Origin of the sequence: Actinomadura terrae, from assembly GCF_022751215.1 — a bacterium.
In the GTDB taxonomy this organism is placed as follows: Bacteria; Actinomycetota; Actinomycetes; order Streptosporangiales; family Streptosporangiaceae; genus Spirillospora; species Spirillospora terrae.
Genome location: NZ_JAICDG010000009.1, coordinates 97,320 through 114,869 on the forward strand (window position 1 = coordinate 97,320; position 17,550 = coordinate 114,869).

A 17,550-nucleotide genomic window follows, 5' to 3' on the forward strand; every position below is an offset into this window, starting at 1 on the left:
CGCGGTCGGTGACTACTGGGTCGGTGACTACGGGGTCAGAGCTGCGAGCCGACGAGCTTGACGAGGTCGACGAGGCGGTTGGAGTAACCCCACTCGTTGTCGTACCAGCCGACGACCTTGACCTGGTCGCCGATGACCTTGGTGAGCCCGGAGTCGAAGATGCAGGACGCCGGGTCGGTGACGATGTCGCTGGAGACGATCGGGTCCTCGGTGTAGGTCAGGTAGCCCTTGAGCGGGCCCTCGGCGGCGGTCTTGAACGCGGCGTTGACCTCGTCCACGGTGACCTCGCGGGACAGGGTCGCGGTGAGGTCGGTCGCCGAGCCGGTCGGCACCGGGACGCGCAGCGCGTAGCCGTCGAGCTTGCCGTTCAGCTCGGGCAGCACCAGGCCGATGGCCTTGGCGGCGCCGGTGGAGGTCGGCACGACGTTCAGCGCGGCGGCGCGGGCGCGGCGCAGGTCCTTGTGCGGGGCGTCCTGGAGGTTCTGGTCCTGGGTGTAGGCGTGGATCGTCGTCATCAGGCCCTTCTCGATGACGAAGTTGTCGTGCAGCACCTTGGCCAGCGGCGCCAGGCAGTTGGTGGTGCAGGACGCGTTGGAGATCACCGTGTGCGCGGCCGGGTCGTAGCGGTCCTCGTTGACGCCGAGGACGACCGTCAGGTCCTCGTTCTTGGCCGGCGCGGAGATGATCACCTTCTTGGCGCCGTTGTCGGCGTGCACCTTGGCCTTGGTGGCGTCGGTGAAGAACCCGGTGGACTCCACCACGATGTCGACGCCGACGTCGCCCCACTTGAGGTTGGCCGGGTCGCGCTCCTCGAACGCCTTGATCGACTTGCCGCCGACGACGATCTCGTCCGCGGTGGCGTGCACGTCCTCGGGGAAGCGGCCGAGGATGCTGTCGTACTTGAGCAGCTGCGCGAGGGTGGCGTTGTCGGTCAGGTCGTTGACCGCCACGATCTCGATGTCGGCTCCGCTCGCCTTCACGGCGCGGTAGAAGTTGCGGCCGATCCGGCCGAACCCGTTGATGCCTACTCGGATGGTCACGGAACGGCTCTCCTCATACGTCGTCTCACCCGGTGTGACCGGGCCGTCCTCCAGCGTCGGACCGGGGCTTTCCCCCGTGCTCTCGACCCTATCCAATGACCCGCGAGTAGCCCGACACCGGTCGAGCAGGAAGTCACCGGTCGAGGAGGAAGTCACGGCGGGTGTCGCACGCTCTCACGTGGGCGATCACGGGTGGGCCCGCACCCACCGGCGGGGCGGGCTCGTCCCGTGACCGGGCCGGTGGATGAATCAGCGGGCGAACGGGTGGCGCCCGACCACCTTTCCCTCGGAGTTCAGGAGGGTGAGCACGCCGGTGATCCGCTCCCCCTCGCGCCGTGGGCGGTACATGCGCGGCGCGGTCGCGAAGATCGTCACGGCTCCGCGGCGGCCCACCGTGGCCCGCCCGCAGTTGGCCCCGCCCTGCCCGCGGGCCCCGCACGCGAACCGCATGCGGGTGCCGTCGGTGTAGACGGCCTCGAAGGAGGCGACCGGCGCCTTGGCGAACCCCACCCAGGACGCCTCCCCGGCGCCGCGTTCGCCGGAGTAGCCGACGAAGGAGTTCCACCCCCGGGGCGCGACCCGGGTGTAGGCACGGCATATCGTCCGGCGCCCGGCCTTGCTCAGGGCCTGGATCTGGATGTTCCCCGAGGCCTCCTCCATCGGGACGAACCACCGGCCGGGGTCGCCGGGATCGCGCAGCGCGCCGACCTGCCGCAGCGCCAGCGCCCGCCCCTGGGGAGGGGTGGCGCCGGCGCACAGCGTGGCCAGCGTCTTGGCGACCTCGCGTGGGGTGAGGATCGCCGAGGGCGGGGGCTGGCTCCCGCTTCCCTGGGCCAGGGGGCCGGCGCGGTGCTCCCGGTCGCTCCCGCCGCCGGGCAGGTGCGACGGCACCAGCGTGATCGCGACGGCGGTGCAGGCGACGGCGGACGCGGCGAGGACGGGCCCGGCCAGACGGCGGCGCCCGCGACCCCGATAGCCCCTGCGGTCGGCACGCTCCCGCACGCGCTCCCAGGCATCGGGGCTCACCGTGTACGACTCGCCCTGCGCGCGCAGCGCCTCCCGCAGGGCCCTCTCGACATCCGCCCTGCTCTCCGTACCCGCCTGGTCCGCGGCACCCGTCTTGCCGTGTGTTCCTGTCCTGCCCTCGGTACCCGACTTGCCCTCGGTACCTGGCCTGCTCTCGGTGCCCGCCTTGCCCTCGGTACCCGTCTGGCTCCCGGTACCCGTCTGGCTCTCGTCCGCCTTGCCGATGTCCGTCATTCCGGGGCACCTCCCAGGGCGCGCTGGAGGGCGGCGATGCCGCGCCTGATGTGGGTCTTGGCCGAGCCGGGCGAGACGTCCATCGCCTCGGCCACCTCGTGGTCGGTGAGGTCGAGCCAGTAGCGCAGGACGAGGGCCTCGCGCTGCCTGCGCGACAGGCCGTCCAGGGCGACGATCAGCTCGCGGTGGCCCTCCCGGTCGAGCGCCACCAGCTCGGCGGCGGCGGCCGGTTCGGGCGGCGGGGGCTGCCGGAGGCGGACGAGGCGCAGGTGGCGGCGCCGGTTGCGGGTCAGGTTGCAGACGGTGGCGCGCAGGTAGGCGGGCGCGGTCTCGGGACGCCGCAGCGCCCCGCCGCGTCCCTGGAGGCGGGCGAAGGCCTCCTGCGCCACGTCCTCGGGGTCGTCCGCGCCCAGCAGGCCTGCGAGCCCCACGAGCCGCGGGTAGTGCGCGGCGAACAGCTCCTCCAGGGCGGACCTGGACAGGGTCGCCGCCTCGCCGCGGCCAAGGTCTTCGACGGACATCACGTCGATAGGACACCCGGGCGGGAGGATGGATGACATCGGGCGCCACACGTTCCGTGCCGTCGCCGAGCGTTCACCATCCCGTCACCCGCGACCGTCAACCATCGCCCGACGTGATGTGTCTCTGACCCGTGTACAAAGGATCTTCGGGAAGGCCGCGCCGCGCCGGGGGCACCGTCGCGGGGAAGCTCAGGGGCACGGTCGCGGGCAGGCTCGCGGGCGCCGCCGCGCTGTTGGCGCTGGTCACGGCCTGTGAGGGGTCAGCCGGGTCGGCGCCGTTCGGGTCGGTGTCACCGGGTGGCCCTGAGGGCGGCGACGTAGGCGCCATGGGGGGCGGTGAGAGCAAGGCGAAATGCCTCGGGTTCAACGGCCTGGACGGGCTGAACCCGGCGGCGGAGGTCCGCGCGGGCCGGTTCAGGGTCCCCGGCTCGGCCGCGACGCGGATCGCGACCGGCACGGACGTCGACTGGGGCCTGGACCCCTTCAACGACCGGACGTGGCAGCTCTGGCTGCACTCCCTCGAATGGCTCGGCGGCACGATCAAGGAGTACGAGCGGACACGCGACCCGTCCGCCCTCGACCTCGCCACCGGGATCGCCCGGGACTGGCTCGCCGACAACGCCCGGCCGGAGCGGTTCGACGAGCACCGGCGCGAGTCGATCTTCGAGGGCACGAAGTTCCGGCTGGCGACGCTCGTCTGCCTGCGCCGGTATCGGAGCGGGCGCTGGCTGGACGAGGCGATCGCCCGGCACGCGGAGTGGCTCGCCGATCCGAAGCACTACTCGGGCCCCTGGAACCACGGCACCGACGAGTCCATGATCTTGATGACGGCGGGCTGCGGGATCGGCCGCGCCGACCTCGTCGACGCCGGCCACCGGCGGCTGCTGGACTCGATGCTCGCCCCGCCCGGCGGCGCGCGGCCCGCGATCGACGAGGAGGGCGCCAACAGCGAGCAGTCCACGCACTACTCCGTCTACAACCGGGGCCGGTGGCGGCTGGCGTTCGAGGTGATGCGCGTCTGCGGCCGTCCCGCGCCGCCCGAGTTCCTCGAACGGCACCGCAGGATGGACGAGTTCATCGCGTTCCAGACGACGCCCGGCGGGGACCAGCTCCAGATCGGCGAGTCCTACGCGGCCAGGGCGTCCGACATCAGCGCGCCGGGGAACGGCCCGCTCAGGTACGTCGCGACCGGCGGCGCCAAGGGCACCCCGCCGCGCCACCGGGCACGCGTCTACCAGGCGGGATACGTCATGGGACGCTCCGGCTGGGGCAGGCGGGGCCGGAGGCTCGCCGACGAGATGTCCTACACCGCGCGGTTTGGCCCCGGCCGGTACGCGCACGGCCAGAACGACCACATGGCGCTCACGTTCCACGCGCTCGGCCGCGACATCCTCGTCCCGAGCGGGCACATCGGCTACAGCGACCCGGAGTGGAACGCCTGGCTGCGCTCGCCCGACGCGCACAGCACGGTCGTCGTGCGGGGCGCGGAGTTCGACCCGAAGGCCCCGACGGAGCTGACCGCGCACCGGTTCCGACTCGGTGCCGACACGTTCCGGTTCACCGACACCGCCTTCGCCGGGACGACCCGGTCACGGACAGTGCTCGCCGCCTCCGACCCCGACGCGCTGCTGGTGCTGGACGACGTCGCGTCCGCCGCGTCCGTTCCCGTGGAGCAGCTCTGGCACCTTCCGGCCGAGTTCACCGCCGTCCCGGACGGGACGGGCGCGATCGCGACGGCGGGCAAGGTCCGCGTCCACTTCCTTCAGATTCCGCTGCCCGGCTCGGCGCCGCTCCCCGCCCGGATCACCCGGGGCAGCCTCAAGCCGCCGCAGGGGTGGATCGTCCCGGCCCCGCGCAAGCCCCTCCCCGCGCCGGTGGTGTCGTTTCCCGCCGAGGGACCGAAGGTGCGGATGCTGACGCTGATCGCTCCCGTCCGTGGTGAGGGACGACGTGGAGGAGGCGGCCACGGCGAGGAGCGGCCGCAGGTGCGGACGAGCGCACTGCCGGGCGGCGGGCTGCGCGTCGAGGCGGAGTTCTCCGGCCGCCGCCTCACCGCCGAGGTCGCCCCGGACGGGACGCTCCGCCGCCTCCCCTGACCCCGGCGACCGCGCGGCGGCCAGGTGGGCGGGCGGCGGGCGGGTGACCAGGCGTCGGCCGGGTAACCAAGCGGCGGCCGGGTGGGCGGGCGTCGTCCAGGTGAGCGGGTGGCCGGGCGGCGGGCGCGGGGTCAGGGGGCGAGCATGTCGGCGGTGAGGTTCGCCTCGGTACCGGGGATGCCCTGGTCGCCGGCCCGCTTGTCGGCCATCGCGAGCAGCCGCCTGATCCGCCCGGCGATGGCGTCCTTGGTGAGCGGCGGGTCGGCGAGTTGGCCGAGCTCCTCCAGCGACGCCTGCTTGTGCTCCAGCCGCAGCCGTCCCGCGTTCACCAGGTGCTCGGGGGCGTCGTCGCCGAGGATCTCCAGCGCGCGGGCGACCCTGGCCCCGGCGGCGACGGCGGCGCGCGCCGAGCGGCGCAGGTTGGCGTCGTCGAAGTTGGCGAGCCGGTTGGCGGTGGCGCGCACCTCGCGGCGCATCCGCCGCTCCTCCCACGCCAGGACGCTGTCGTGGGCGCCGAGCCGGGTGAGCAGCGCACTGATCGCGTCCCCGTCGCGGACGACGACCCGGTCGACGCCGCGGACCTCGCGCGCCTTGGCGTGGATCTTCAGCCGGCGGGCGGCGCCGACCAGCGCGAGCGCCGCCTCCGGGCCGGGGCAGGTCACCTCCAGCGACATCGACCGGCCCGGCTCGGTGAGCGACCCGTGCGCGAGGAACGCCCCCCGCCAGGCCGACTCGGCGTCGCACGCGGCGCCCGCGACCACATGCCGGGGCAGCCCCCGGACGGGCCGTCCGTTGTTGTCGATGAGCCCGGTCTGCCGCGCGAGGGACTCACCGTCGCGGAACACGCGGACCACGTAGCGGTTGCCCTTGCGCAGCCCGCTCGGCGCGAGCACCACCACCTCCGAGGTGTGCCCGAACACCTCGGCGACGTCCTTGATGAGCCGCCGCGCCGCCACTCCGGTGTCGATCTCGGCCTCGATCACGATGCGCCCGCTGACCAGGTGCAGACCCCCCGCGAACCGCAGCAGCGTCGAGACCTCGGCCTTGCGGCAGCACGGCTTGAGCACCGTGAGCCGGCTCAGCTCGTCCTTGACCACACCGGTCATCGCCATAGATGAACCCTCCCCCTATCGGACTTCCAGCAGTCTCGCCGATGACGGCCCGACCGGACGTCACTCACTGAATATCTGTACGAAGGCTTGGGCCAGACGGGCCGGATCATGACGCGGGGAACCGTCGTCGGCGGCGACCCCGGCGAGCACCAGCCGCCCGCCGAGCCGCCGGACGGCCTTCTCCAGGGCGGCCGGGTCGTCCACGACGCCCGCGTCGGCGATGACGACGTCCACGCTCAGATCGGGCGCGTGCGCCTGGAGGACCTCCAGGTGGGCCTGCGGAGAGAAGTCGTCGGTCTCCCCCGGCTGCGGCGCCAGGTTCAGCGCGACGACGCGGCGGGCGCGGGAGGAGGTGAGCGCGCGGGCGAGCGCGGGCACCTTCAGATGCGGCAGGACGCTGGTGAACCACGACCCGGGGCCGAACACGATCCAGTCGGCGTCCTCCACGGCGGCGAGCGCCTCCGGGCAGGCGGGCGGATCGGCGGGCACCAGCGACACCCCGAGCACGCTGCCCGGCGTCTTCGCGCACGCCACCTGCCCCTTCACCCGCGTGACCTCGTCCGGACGGGACGGATCGGCCCCCCGCACCTCGGCCACGATGTCCATCGGGACCGCCGCCATCGGCAGCACGCGGCCGTGCGCGCCGAGCAGCCGTCCCACCCAGTCCAACCCCGCGACCGTGGACCCGGAAGGCGCCCCCCAAGCAGGCCCCCCAGGCACACCCCCACCCACGCCGGCGACAACCCCGTCAGACACACCAGGCCCCGCCACAACCGCAGCCGCCTCAGCCGAGCCGCCCCGCGCGTCACCCAAGACACCGCCGGACTCATCGCCGCGCGAGCCGCCGGGGGCGTCGCCGGACGAACCCTCAGCCGCGCCGCCTTGCGCGCTGCCTGGGCCGCCGCCGGCCGAACCCTCCAATGTGATGCTGGACGGGCCGCCGGGCGGAACGCCTGGGACACTGCCGGGCGCGTCGTTAGGCGCCGCCTCAGCCGAGCCTCCGCGCGCGTCGACCAAGGCGCCGCTGGGCTCGTCGCCGCGCGAGCCGCTCACCGCGTCGCCGGATGAACCCTCGGCCGAGCTGCCTTGCGGGTCGCCCGCCGCGCTGGCGGGGGCGTGGTTGGGCGGGCCCTCAGGTGGGCCGCCTTGCGTGGCGCCTGGGGTTTGGGTGGGGGAAGTTTCTGGTGGGGTGGTGGGCGGGGTGCCGGTGGAGGCGCCGCCCAGGAGTTCCCACAGGGCGACGATCAGCAGGTTGCCGACGGCGTGGCCCTGGAGGTCGCCCTCGCTGCGGAAGCGGTGCTGGACCACGTCACGCCAGGTCTGGCCCCACTGGTCGTCGCCGCACAGCGCGGCGAGCGCCATCCGCAGGTCGCCGGGCGGCAGGACGCCGAGTTCGCGGCGCAGCCGTCCGCTGGAGCCGCCGTCGTCGGCGACCGTGACCACCGCGGTCAGCCGGTCGGTGACGCGGCGCAGCGCCGACAACGAGGCGTACAGGCCGTGGCCGCCGCCGAGCGCGACGACCTTCGGGCCGAGGGGCTTCACCGTGCCGTTTCTCTCTCCGTCCGCGACCCGGGCCGGTTCCCGGACGGGCTCCCCGGCGGGGGTCTCACTCGCGGCCGAGGTCACGATGGGCGACCTGGACCTCGATGCCCTCGTCCCGCAGCCGGGCGGTGATCTGTTCCGCCATGGCCACACTACGGTGTTTGCCGCCGGTACAGCCCACGGCCAGCGTCACGTAGTGTTTGCCCTCACGTTCGTAGCCGTCGGCGAGCAGCCGCAGCACCTCGGAGTAGGCGTCCAGGAACTCCTTGGCGCCGCGCTGGCCCAGCACGTAGTCGCGGACGGCGGCGTCGCGGCCGGTCTTCGGGCGCAGCTCCGGCACCCAGTGCGGGTTCGGCAGGAAGCGGCAGTCGACGACGAGGTCGGCGTCGACGGGCAGGCCGTACTTGTAGCCGAACGACACGACGGTCGCGCGCAGGCTCGACTCGCCGGTGTCGTTGCCGAAGAACCCGATGATCTTGTTGCGCAGCTCGTGCACGTTGAGGCCGCTGGTGTCGATCACCAGGTCGGCCTCGGCGCGGACCTCGCGGACCAGCTCGCGCTCGCGGGCGATCCCCTCGACCAGTCGCCCGTCGCCCTGGAGGGGGTGCGGGCGGCGGACGCTCTCGAACCGGCGCACCAGGTCGGCGTCGCCGGCCTCCAGGAACACCACGCGCGGGTGGACGCCGCGCGCCTCCAGCTCGGCGATCGAGGAGTGCAGGTCCTCGGTGAACGCGCGGCTCCGCACGTCCACGACGACGGCGATGCGGGGCACCGCGTCGCGCACCCGGCCGCCGAGGTCGGCCATCGTGGCCAGCAGCCCCGGCGGGAGGTTGTCGACCACGAACCAGTCGAGGTCCTCCAGCGACTTCGCCGCCGTGCTCCGGCCCGCCCCCGACATCCCGGTCACGATCACGATGTCCGGGACGTTCGTCTCACTCGTCATGCCGCTTCCCCCTGTGCTTCGCGTCGCCGTGCTTCCCGTCGCCGCGTTCCCCGTTGCCGCGTTCCCCATCGCTGCCGGCACCGCCGCCGGCGCCGGCCCCGCCCGGGCCGCCGGACCGGCCGCTCGGGCCGCCCGTGCCACTCGTTCCACTTGTGTCGCCCGTGCCCGGCTCGGTCGCCCCGGTCCGGCCGTTCAGCGCGGCGACGATGCCCTCCGCGCTGCGCGGGCCGATGCCCGGGACCTCCGCGACCTGCTCGGGCGTGGCCTCCTTCAACCGCTTCAGCGATCCGAAGTGTTTCAGCAGCGCCGCCCTCCGCGCAGGGCCCAGACCCGGAACGTTATCGAGTTCGCTCACCGTCATGGCCTTGGAGCGGCGCTGCCGGTGGAAGGTGATCGCGAACCGGTGCGCCTCGTCGCGGATCCGCTGGACGAGGAACATGCCCTCGCTGTTGCGCGGCAGGATCACCGGGTCGGCCTCGCCGGGCAGCCACAGCTCCTCCAGCCGCTTGGCGATCCCGCAGACCGCGATGTCGTCGACGCCCAGCTCGTCCAGGGCCCGCTGCGCGGCGGCGACCTGCGGGGGGCCGCCGTCCACGATCACCAGGTTCGGTGGATAGGCGAACTTGCGGGGGCGGCCGGTCTCGGGGTCGATCGGCTGGTGGGGGCCCTCGTCCTCGGGGTCGCCGAGGCTGTCGAGCTCGCCGGTCTTCTCGCTCTCGGCGAGGTAGCGCCGGAACCGGCGGGTGATCACCTCGTGGATGGAGCGGACGTCGTCCTGCCCCTCGACCGCCTTGATCGTGAACCGGCGATACTCGCTCTTGCGGGCCAGGCCGTCCTCGAACACGACCATCGAGGCGACCACGTTCGTGCCCTGGAGGTTGGAGACGTCGTAGCACTCGACGCGCAGCGGGGCGTCGTCGAGCTCCAGCGCCTCCTGAATCTCCTGGAGCGCGCGGCTGCGGGTGGTCAGGTCGGACGCGCGGCGCGTCTTGTGCTGCTTGAGCGCCTCGTGCGCGTTGCGGGCGACGGTCTCCAGCAGGGTCTTCTTGTCGCCGCGCTGCGGGACGCGCAGCCGGACGGGCCCGCCGCGCTGCTCGCTGAGCAGCTCGGTCATGGCGTCCTCCTCCGGCGGCTGCGCGGGGACGAGGACCTCGCGGGGCACCGAGTCGCTCTCGCTGTAGACCTGGATGAGGAAGTGCTCGACGAGGTCGGCGGTGGTGACGTCCTCGACCTTGTCGACGACCCAGCCGCGCTGCCCGCGGATCCGGCCGCCGCGCACGTAGAAGACCTGGACGGCCGCCTCCAGCTCGTCCTCGGCGAAGGCGATCATGTCGCAGTCGGTGGAGTCGGCGAGGACGACCGCCTGCCGCTCCAGGGCGCGCTCCAGCGCGCGGATGTCGTCGCGGAGCCGGGCGGCGCGCTCGTACTCCTGGGACGCGGCCGCCTCCCGCATGTCGCGTTCGAGGCGCCGGGTGAAGCGGGTGGTGTGGCCCGCCATGAAGTCGCCGAAGTCCTCGGCGAGCATGCGGTGCTCGTCGGGCGTGACGCGGCCCACGCACGGCGCCGAGCACTTGCCGATGTAGCCGAGCAGGCAGGGCCGGTCGAGCTGGTGCTGCCGCTTGAACACCCCGGCGCTGCACGTCCGGACGGGGAACACCCGCAACAGCTGGTCGACCGTCTCCCGGATGGCCCACGCGTGCGAGTACGGGCCGAAGTAGCGCACGCCCTTCTTCTTCGCTCCCCGCATCACCATCACCCTCGGGAACTCCTCGTTGAGGGTGACCGCGAGATACGGATACGACTTGTCGTCGCGGTAACGGACGTTGAACCGAGGATCGAACTCCTTGATCCAGGAGTACTCCAGTTGCAGCGCCTCGACCTCGGTGCCGACGACGGTCCAGTCGACCTTGGCCGCCGTCCGCACCATCGTCTGGGTGCGGGGGTGCAGCGAGGAGAAGTCGGCGAAGTAGGAGTTCAGCCGCGAGCGCAGGCTCTTCGCCTTCCCCACGTAGATGACCCGGCCGTGCTCGTCGCGGAATCGGTACACGCCGGGCGACTCGGGGATGGAGCCTGGAGCGGGTCGGTAGGTCGCCGGATCTGCCACGCTGAAAAGCCTAGTGGCCACCACCGACACACCCGGCCGCAGCGGAGCCCCCGCCCCCTCGCCCCAGGGCCCGCGCAGCCTGGCCTCTGCGCAGCGCCCGCGCCCGGCCGCAGCGGCGGGCCCGCGTCGGTGGGCCACGCCGCTGGGGACTGCGCCGCTGAGACTATGCCGCTGGGACTGCCGCTAAGACTGTTTCGGTGAGGATGTGATCAGGGGGCGGTCAGGAGAGGATGACCTTGCCGCCCTGCACGGTGACCTTCTTCTCCTCCAGCGGCTCGTCCGCGGGCGGGTTCGCGACGGAGCCGTCGGCGATCTTGAACTTGCTGCCGTGGCAGGGGCAGTTGATCGTGCCGCCCGACACCGAGCCGACCGTGCACTTGCGGTGCGTGCAGATCGCCGAGAACGCCTTGAACTGGCCCGCGGTGGGCTGGCACACCACGACCTTCTCGTCCTTGAAGATCTTCCCGCCGCCCACGGGGATCTCGGACGTCGAGGCCAGGGCCTTGCCCGCCCCGCCGGAGCCGCCGGAGCCGTCGCCGGACCCCTTGTCGCCGGAGCCCTCGTCGTCCGACTTGTCGTCCGAGCCGCCGCACGCCGCCGCCAGCCCGGCGACGCCCGCGAGCCCCACGCCGAGGAGCAGCCCCCGGCGGGAGTTCCCCGCCGCGCCCTGCCCGGTCGCCGCGGCGTCCGCCGGTGCCTCCGCCGGTGACCCGTGCGGCGGATGCCCGGTGTCCGTGGTCGTTGCGGGGTCGTGTGCCATGCCTGTTCGCCCTCCGGTCCGTCACTCTGGTCGCCTGCTGTCACCGGGAGCACGGACGCGCGCCGCCGAGGGTTCAATCCGAACCCCTGCCCATGATCACCGTGTGCTCTCGATCACCGGGCCCGGTGCGGACGGCGCATGATCACCGCATGCTCGGCCACCGTGCACCTGACCAGCGGGTCCATGATCTCGGACGCGGCGCGGAACCGCGCACCGACCCGCCGTCCGGACGCGACACGCCGACCAGACCAGAGGTTCCCCGAGCGAAAATAACGGAGTGACGGGTGGGACGGGGGCGGGCGGGGTCAGGCGAGGATCTTGGACAGGAACTGGCCGGTGTGGCTGGCCTCGACCTTCGCGATGTCCTCGGGGGTGCCGGTGGCGACGACGGTGCCGCCGCGCGAGCCGCCCTCGGGGCCCATGTCGATGATCCAGTCGGCGGTCTTGATGACGTCCAGGTTGTGCTCGATGACGATCACCGTGTTGCCCTTGTCGACCAGGCCGTTCAGCACGCCGAGGAGCTTGCGGATGTCCTCGAAGTGCAGGCCGGTGGTCGGCTCGTCCAGCACGTAGATCGTCCGGCCGGTGGAGCGCTTCTGGAGCTCGGAGGCCAGCTTGACGCGCTGCGCCTCGCCGCCGGACAGGGTCGGCGCGGGCTGGCCGAGCCGGACGTAGCCGAGCCCGACGTCGTTGAGCGTGCGCAGGTGCCGGTGGATCGCGTTGATCGGCTCGAAGAACTCGGTGGCCTGCTCGATCGGCATGTCGAGCACCTCGGAGATCGTCTTGCCCTTGTAGTGGACCTCCAGGGTCTCCCGGTTGTAGCGGGCGCCGTGGCAGACCTCGCACGGGACGTAGACGTCCGGCAGGAAGTTCATCTCGATCTTGATGGTGCCGTCGCCGGAGCAGTTCTCGCAGCGGCCGCCCTTGACGTTGAAGGAGAACCGGCCCGGCTGGTAGCCGCGCACCTTCGCCTCGGTGGTCTGCGCGAACAGCTTGCGGATGTGGTCGAACACGCCGGTGTAGGTCGCCGGGTTGGAGCGCGGCGTCCGCCCGATCGGCGACTGGTCGACGTGGACGACCTTGTCGAGCTGGTCGACGCCGTTGACCCGCCGGTGCCGGCCCGGGACCGTCCGCGCGCCGTTGAGGTGCTTGGCGAGCGAGTTGTAGAGGATGTCGTTGACCAGCGTCGACTTGCCCGAGCCCGACACGCCCGTGACGGCGGTGAGCACGCCCAGCGGGAACGCCACGTCGACGTCGCGGAGGTTGTTCTGCTGGGCGCCCTTGACGGTGACCTCGCGGCCGCGCGTCCGGGGGCGGCGGATCTCCGGGACGGCGATCTCACGGCGCCTGGACAGGTAGGCGCCGGTCAGCGAGTCCTCGGAGGCGAGCAGGTCGTCGACGGTGCCGGACACGACGATCTTGCCGCCGTGCTCGCCGGCGCGCGGGCCGATGTCGACGACCCAGTCGGCGGCGGCGATCGTGTCCTCGTCGTGCTCGACGACGATCAGGGTGTTGCCCATGTCGCGGAGCCGGATCAGCGTCTCCAGCAGCCGGTGGTTGTCGCGCTGGTGCAGGCCGATGGACGGCTCGTCCAGCACGTACAGGACACCGACGAGGCCGGACCCGATCTGGGTGGCCAGCCGGATCCGCTGCGCCTCGCCGCCCGCGAGCGTCGCCGAGGCGCGGTCGAGCGTGAGGTAGTCGAGCCCGACGTCCAGCAGGAACCCGAGCCGGGCGTTGATCTCCTTCAGCACCCGCTCGGCGATGTGGGTCTCGCGCTCGTTCAGCTCCATCGCGAGCAGGAACTTGGCGGCCTCGCCGATCGGCATCGAGGCGACCTCGGCGATCGACATCCCGCCCATGGTGACCGCGAGGACGACCGGCTTGAGCCGGGCTCCCTCGCAGGTCGGGCAGGGGATCTCCCGCATGTAGCCCTCGAACTTCTCCCGGCTGGAGTCGCTCTCGGACTCGGCGTGCCGCCGCTGGATGTAGGGGATCACGCCCTCGTAGGCGGTGTAGTAGGAGCGGGTGCGCCCGTACCGGTTCTTGTAGCTGACGTGGACCTGGGTCTCGTGCCCGTTGAGGATCGCCTTGCGGGCCTTGGCGGGCAGCCGGTCCCACGGGGTGTTGAGGTCGAAGCCCATCGCGTCGCCGAGGGCGGACAGCAGCCGCAGGAAGTAGTCGCTGACGTGCCCGCCGGACCACGGCTGGATGGCGCCCTCGCCGAGCGTCTGCTCCCCGTCGGGGACGACGAGTTCGGGGTCGACCTCCATGCGCGTGCCGAGCCCGGTGCAGTCGGGGCAGGCGCCGTAGGGCGAGTTGAACGAGAACGACCGGGGTTCCATCTCCTCGAACGACAGGTCGTCGTAGGGGCAGTAGAGGTGCTCGGAGTACATCCGCGTGCGGTTCTCGTCGCCCTCGTCGAGGTCGACGAAGTCCAGGACGATGGTGCCGCCCGCGAGCCCGAGCGCGGTCTCGACGGAGTCGGCGAGCCGCTGGCGCGCGGTGTCCTTCACCGCGAGGCGGTCGACGACCACGGAGATGTCGTGCTTCTCCTGCTTCTTCAGCTTCGGCGCCTCGTCGAGCCGGACCATCCGCCCGTCGACCAGCGCGCGCGAGTAGCCCTTGGACTGGAGCTCGCGGAACAGCTCCGCGTACTCGCCCTTGCGGCCGCGGATCACCGGCGCGAGCACCTGGAAGCGGGTGCCCTCCTCCAGCTCCAGCACCCGGTCGACGATCTGCTGCGGCGCCTGCCGGCTGATCGGCCGGCCGCACTCGGGGCAGTGCGGGTGCCCGATCCGCGCGTACAGCAGCCGCAGGTAGTCGTAGACCTCGGTGATCGTGCCGACCGTGGAGCGCGGGTTCTTGCTGGTCGACTTCTGGTCGATGGACACCGCGGGCGACAGGCCCTCGATGAAGTCGACGTCGGGCTTGTCCATCTGGCCGAGGAACTGCCGGGCGTAGGCCGACAGCGACTCCACGTACCGGCGCTGGCCCTCGGCGAAGATCGTGTCGAACGCCAGGCTGGACTTCCCCGATCCCGACAGACCGGTGAACACGATCATGGAGTCCCGCGGCAGGTCGAGCGAGACGTCCTTCAGGTTGTGCTCGCGTGCTCCACGCACGATGAGACGGTCATGCACGGCGTACTTCCGAATCCTCTTCTGGGCACGGGTGATGGGATCTGGGGCGCGGTGACGGGGGCCTCAAGGCTAGCCAAGGGGTCCGACAGAATCCCCCGAGTCGTTAACAGCGATGCACGCCGCCGCATTTCGCGGGTCCGGACGGCACCCTCGCACCGTACACGTGTTCGAACGCCGCCCGCCACACGACTCACCCACGCGGTGCCCCCGCCCCGCTTCCCAGCGTCACCTCCCAGCGGGTCGGAGTGCGTCCAGTATCCGGGCCAGGGTGCGGCGGCGCAGGTCGTCGGACCACCCGCCCGCGAGGGCCCCGTGGGTGGTCGCGGTGACCAGGGCCATCACCTCGTCGAGCCGGACGTCGCGGCGGACCGTCCCGGCGTGGCGCGCCGCGTCCAGCAGCGAGCCGAACGCCTCGGTGAGCGCGGTGATCTGCGCGCCGGGCTCGATGGCCGCGCCCTCCTCGGCGAGCAGGCCGACGACGGTGCCGATCTGCGCGGAGCTCTCGACGAGGTAGGTGAAGTAGTCGAAGAACGCGGTGGCGGGGTCGCCGTCGGCGGCCAGCGCGTCCGCCTTCCGGACGAGCCGACCGCGCAGCTCCTTCATGATCGCCGCGAGCAGGTCCCGCTTGGTCGGGAAGTGCCGGAAGACGGTGCCGATCGCCACGCCCGCGCGGGCGGCGACCTCCTCGGTGGACGCGGAGGCGCCGCGTTCGGCGAAGACCTCCTCGGCGGCGGCCAGGATGCGTGCCCGGTTGCGCCTGGCGTCGGCGCGCAGCGGCTTGTCCGGCGTCACCGGACCGCCCGTTGACACGGTGCCGTCCGTTGACAACGTGAGTCGTGACTCATTATTTTCCTATCGTGAGTTCCCACTCATGTTAGCGGCGGCAAGGAGAAGCCATGTCCCAGCAGGGTCCGCGCGAGCTGTTCGACCGTTTCCAGCGCAACGCCCTCGCGGGCGAGCCCGCCCTGGACGAGGGGATGTGCGCCGAGGACATCGTGGTCGAGAGCCCGTTCGCGCCGTCCGGGCACCGGCGGGTCGAGGGGCGCGCGAACGTCCTGGCGATGACGCGGGAGGGGCGCGCGGCGCTGCCCGTCACGTTCGAGGAGTTCCGGAACGTCGTGGTGCACGAGACCGCCGACCCCGAGGTGATCGTCGCCGAGTACGAGATGGTCGCGTCCGTGCCCGGGAAGTCCGGGCCCGAAGAGTCCGCGCCCGAGAAGTCGGTGCCCGGGGACGCGAGGCGCGCCTCGGCCTCGTTCGTGGTGGTGCTGCGGGCGAGGGACGGCCGGGTCGTCCACTGGCGCGAGTACCAGGACCGCGCGGCGATCATGGAGGCGCTGGCGCCCTGATCCACCCCCGCGCCCTGGCACCGCCCAGGCGGGTGCGAAAGGATGGGGGCTCCTTGCGGACGAGGGGGCCCTATGGAGTGGCGGAGCGTCATCGGCGAGCTGGACCTGGGCGTGGAGCGCATCGTCGCGTCGCTGTCCGCGCTGACCGAGGAGGACGTGCGCGGGCCGTCCGCGCTGCCGGGATGGAGCCGCGGCCACGTCGCGACGCACATCGCCCGCAACGCCGACTCCCTGTGGAACCTGCTCGAATGGGCCCGGACGGGGGTGGAGACCCCGCAGTACGCCAGCCGGGAGGCGCGCAACGCCGCGCTGGCCGAGGGCGCCGGGCGCAAGCGGGACGAGCTGGTCGAGGACGTGCTGGCCACGGCGGCGCGGTTCGCCGAGCAGGCGCGGACGCTGCCGGAGGAGGCGTGGAACGCTCCTGTCCGGGCGATGCAGGGCTGGTACCACCCGGCCTGGTACAGCGTCATGCGCCGCTGGCACGAGGTCGAGGCGCACCACGTGGACCTCGCCGCCGGCTACGGCCCCGCCGACTGGCCCGAGCCCTACGTCCGGTGGGCGCTGCCCAGCACGCTCACCGCCATGGCGGCGCTGCCGGAGACGCAGCGCGTGGGCTTGGCGGGGTACCGGATCACCGCGACCGACTCCGGGGAGAGCGCCGACCTCGGCTGGACGCCCGGCGGGCCCGAGGCGTCCGGATCGGGGCGGGCGCTGCTGGGCTGGCTGAGCGGACGCTCGGACGGCGCCGGCGTGGCACTGCGCCCGGACGGCCCCCTCCCCGAGCCGCCCCCCTGGCCGCACGCCGCCGCCGACCCGTTCTGACAGTCCCGACAATTCTGACAGTCCGACAGTTCTGACGGCCCCGGCCGCTCGGTCGGTCCGGCTGCTGGGCGGGTGTGTCAGTCGTCTTTGCGGGACAGGGCGTGCAGGGCGTCCATGGAGCGGACGACGATCATGTTGCGGGCGACGGTGAGGCAGCCCCGGACGGGGTCGGCGGCGAGGATCTGCGCGACCTTGCGGCGGCCCATGCCCGACCAGCGTCCGAGGTCCTGCTGGGTGACGGGGACCTGCACCTGGTAGGCGCCCTCGGGCGCGCGGGTAACGCCGTTGGGCTGCTCCTCCTTGAGCGGGGTACCGAAGCGGCCGACGAGGCGGAGCAGACGGCTCGCCAGCCGCCGTTCGGGATCGTCGGGGAAGTGGGCGGTGCGCAGGTCGTTGGCGTCCCGGAGCCGCTCGGCCAGGACGGCGGCGACCGCCCACGCCGCGCCGGGGTGGGCGTCCAGGACGGCGCGGAACCGGGCGGCGGGCAGCACGATCGCCTCGACGGGCGTGAGGGCCTCGACGTTGGCGTGCCGGGTGCCGCCGTCCACGGCCTCCAGCTCGCCGACCACGTCACCGGCGCCGAGGACGTCCAGGATCACGATCTCGCCGTCGCGCGACACCCACACCTTCACCGCGCCCGAGCGCAGCACGAAGACCTGGGAGGCGCGGGTGTGCTCGCGCGTGAGGAACGCGCCGGGTCTGATCATCGCCGTCACACCGGCCCGCCGCAGCGCCTCCCGCGCGCGCACGGGCAGCGCGTCCCAGAACCGGATGGTCTCCATCTCGCCTCCTCGCCGGATCGGGCCGGGCCCGATCCGGGCGGGGACAGGGTGCCCCGACTCCAGTGAACGCGCGGGC

13 protein-coding genes and 2 pseudogenes are annotated in these 17,550 nt (G+C 72.7%); 3 read left to right on the forward strand and 12 right to left on the reverse strand.

The window, feature by feature from the left end:
- Positions 1–35: 35 nt before the first annotated feature.
- The 3 genes from gap to K2F47_RS38385 form a co-directional block, all read right to left on the reverse strand.
- Positions 36–1,040 (reverse strand): type I glyceraldehyde-3-phosphate dehydrogenase, encoded by a 1,005-nt coding sequence (gene gap / locus K2F47_RS38375; RefSeq protein WP_242911168.1) that lies wholly within the window; start codon positions 1,038–1,040, stop codon positions 36–38.
- A gap of 249 nt (positions 1,041–1,289) precedes the next feature.
- Entirely contained in the window at positions 1,290–2,300 is a 1,011-nt protein-coding gene (locus K2F47_RS38380; protein WP_242911169.1) for a hypothetical protein, read from the reverse strand.
- Positions 2,297–2,821: an RNA polymerase sigma factor gene (locus K2F47_RS38385; protein ID WP_242911170.1), complete on the reverse strand. Its 525-nt coding sequence runs from the start codon at positions 2,819–2,821 to the stop codon at positions 2,297–2,299. The genes K2F47_RS38380 and K2F47_RS38385 overlap by 4 nt, the downstream gene beginning before the upstream one ends.
- Before the next feature lie 131 nt (positions 2,822–2,952).
- Between K2F47_RS38385 and K2F47_RS41630 the strand changes: the two genes are divergently transcribed.
- Positions 2,953–4,917, forward strand: a complete 1,965-nt coding sequence (locus tag K2F47_RS41630; RefSeq protein ID WP_242911171.1) for a heparinase II/III domain-containing protein — start codon at positions 2,953–2,955, stop codon at positions 4,915–4,917.
- A gap of 131 nt (positions 4,918–5,048) precedes the next feature.
- Here the strand turns inward: K2F47_RS41630 and whiA are convergent, their stop codons facing one another.
- The 8 genes and pseudogenes from whiA to K2F47_RS38430 all read right to left on the reverse strand — a co-directional run bounded on the left by whiA (position 5,049) and on the right by K2F47_RS38430 (position 15,313).
- Entirely contained in the window at positions 5,049–6,029 is a 981-nt protein-coding gene (gene whiA, locus K2F47_RS38395; protein WP_156216888.1) for a DNA-binding protein WhiA, read from the reverse strand.
- Positions 6,030–6,089: 60 nt separating this feature from the next.
- Positions 6,090–6,716, reverse strand: a pseudogene (locus K2F47_RS38400) (gluconeogenesis factor YvcK family protein); the annotation flags it as partial.
- 531 nt (positions 6,717–7,247) lie between these two features.
- Positions 7,248–7,571 (reverse strand): annotated as a pseudogene (locus K2F47_RS38405) (gluconeogenesis factor YvcK family protein); the annotation flags it as partial.
- A gap of 64 nt (positions 7,572–7,635) precedes the next feature.
- Positions 7,636–8,514 carry an RNase adapter RapZ gene (gene rapZ / locus K2F47_RS38410; protein WP_156216889.1) on the reverse strand — a complete coding sequence of 293 codons (879 nt, stop codon included), beginning with the start codon at positions 8,512–8,514 and terminating at the stop codon, positions 7,636–7,638.
- Entirely contained in the window at positions 8,504–10,618 is a 2,115-nt protein-coding gene (gene uvrC, locus K2F47_RS38415) for an excinuclease ABC subunit UvrC (protein ID WP_242911172.1), read from the reverse strand. Before uvrC ends, rapZ begins: the two co-directional genes overlap by 11 nt.
- A gap of 220 nt (positions 10,619–10,838) precedes the next feature.
- Positions 10,839–11,378 (reverse strand): Rieske (2Fe-2S) protein, encoded by a 540-nt coding sequence (locus K2F47_RS38420; RefSeq protein ID WP_242911173.1) that lies wholly within the window; start codon positions 11,376–11,378, stop codon positions 10,839–10,841.
- Positions 11,379–11,683: 305 nt separating this feature from the next.
- On the reverse strand, positions 11,684–14,521 hold the full coding sequence (gene uvrA / locus K2F47_RS38425; RefSeq protein ID WP_242911174.1) for an excinuclease ABC subunit UvrA: 2,838 nt from the start codon (positions 14,519–14,521) through the stop codon (positions 11,684–11,686).
- A gap of 225 nt (positions 14,522–14,746) precedes the next feature.
- Positions 14,747–15,313: a TetR/AcrR family transcriptional regulator gene (locus tag K2F47_RS38430; protein ID WP_242911175.1), complete on the reverse strand. Its 567-nt coding sequence runs from the start codon at positions 15,311–15,313 to the stop codon at positions 14,747–14,749.
- Positions 15,314–15,417: 104 nt separating this feature from the next.
- Between K2F47_RS38430 and K2F47_RS38435 the strand changes: the two genes are divergently transcribed.
- Positions 15,418–15,870 (forward strand): nuclear transport factor 2 family protein, encoded by a 453-nt coding sequence (locus K2F47_RS38435; protein ID WP_242911176.1) that lies wholly within the window; start codon positions 15,418–15,420, stop codon positions 15,868–15,870.
- 72 nt (positions 15,871–15,942) lie between these two features.
- Positions 15,943–16,692 (forward strand): maleylpyruvate isomerase family mycothiol-dependent enzyme, encoded by a 750-nt coding sequence (locus K2F47_RS38440; protein ID WP_242911177.1) that lies wholly within the window; start codon positions 15,943–15,945, stop codon positions 16,690–16,692.
- A 77-nt stretch (positions 16,693–16,769) separates the two neighbouring features.
- On the opposite strand, the gene K2F47_RS38445 is transcribed toward K2F47_RS38440, so the two are convergent.
- Positions 16,770–17,474 (reverse strand): Crp/Fnr family transcriptional regulator, encoded by a 705-nt coding sequence (locus tag K2F47_RS38445; RefSeq protein WP_242911178.1) that lies wholly within the window; start codon positions 17,472–17,474, stop codon positions 16,770–16,772.
- Positions 17,475–17,550: the final 76 nt, after the last annotated feature.

Bases quoted from the DNA above. Each gene is read 5' to 3' on its own strand.
- K2F47_RS38380 (WP_242911169.1), bottom strand. From the start codon at position 2,300: ATGACGGACATCGGCAAGGCGGACGAGAGCCAGACGGGTACCGGGAGC.
- K2F47_RS38385 (WP_242911170.1), bottom strand. From the start codon at position 2,821: ATGTCCGTCGAAGACCTTGGCCGCGGCGAGGCGGCGACCCTGTCCAGG.
- whiA (WP_156216888.1), bottom strand. From the start codon at position 6,029: ATGGCGATGACCGGTGTGGTCAAGGACGAGCTGAGCCGGCTCACGGTG.
- rapZ (WP_156216889.1), bottom strand. From the start codon at position 8,514: ATGACGAGTGAGACGAACGTCCCGGACATCGTGATCGTGACCGGGATG.
- K2F47_RS38420 (WP_242911173.1), bottom strand. From the start codon at position 11,378: ATGGCACACGACCCCGCAACGACCACGGACACCGGGCATCCGCCGCAC.
- K2F47_RS38435 (WP_242911176.1), top strand. From the start codon at position 15,418: ATGTCCCAGCAGGGTCCGCGCGAGCTGTTCGACCGTTTCCAGCGCAAC.
- K2F47_RS38440 (WP_242911177.1), top strand. From the start codon at position 15,943: ATGGAGTGGCGGAGCGTCATCGGCGAGCTGGACCTGGGCGTGGAGCGC.
- K2F47_RS38445 (WP_242911178.1), bottom strand. From the start codon at position 17,474: ATGGAGACCATCCGGTTCTGGGACGCGCTGCCCGTGCGCGCGCGGGAG.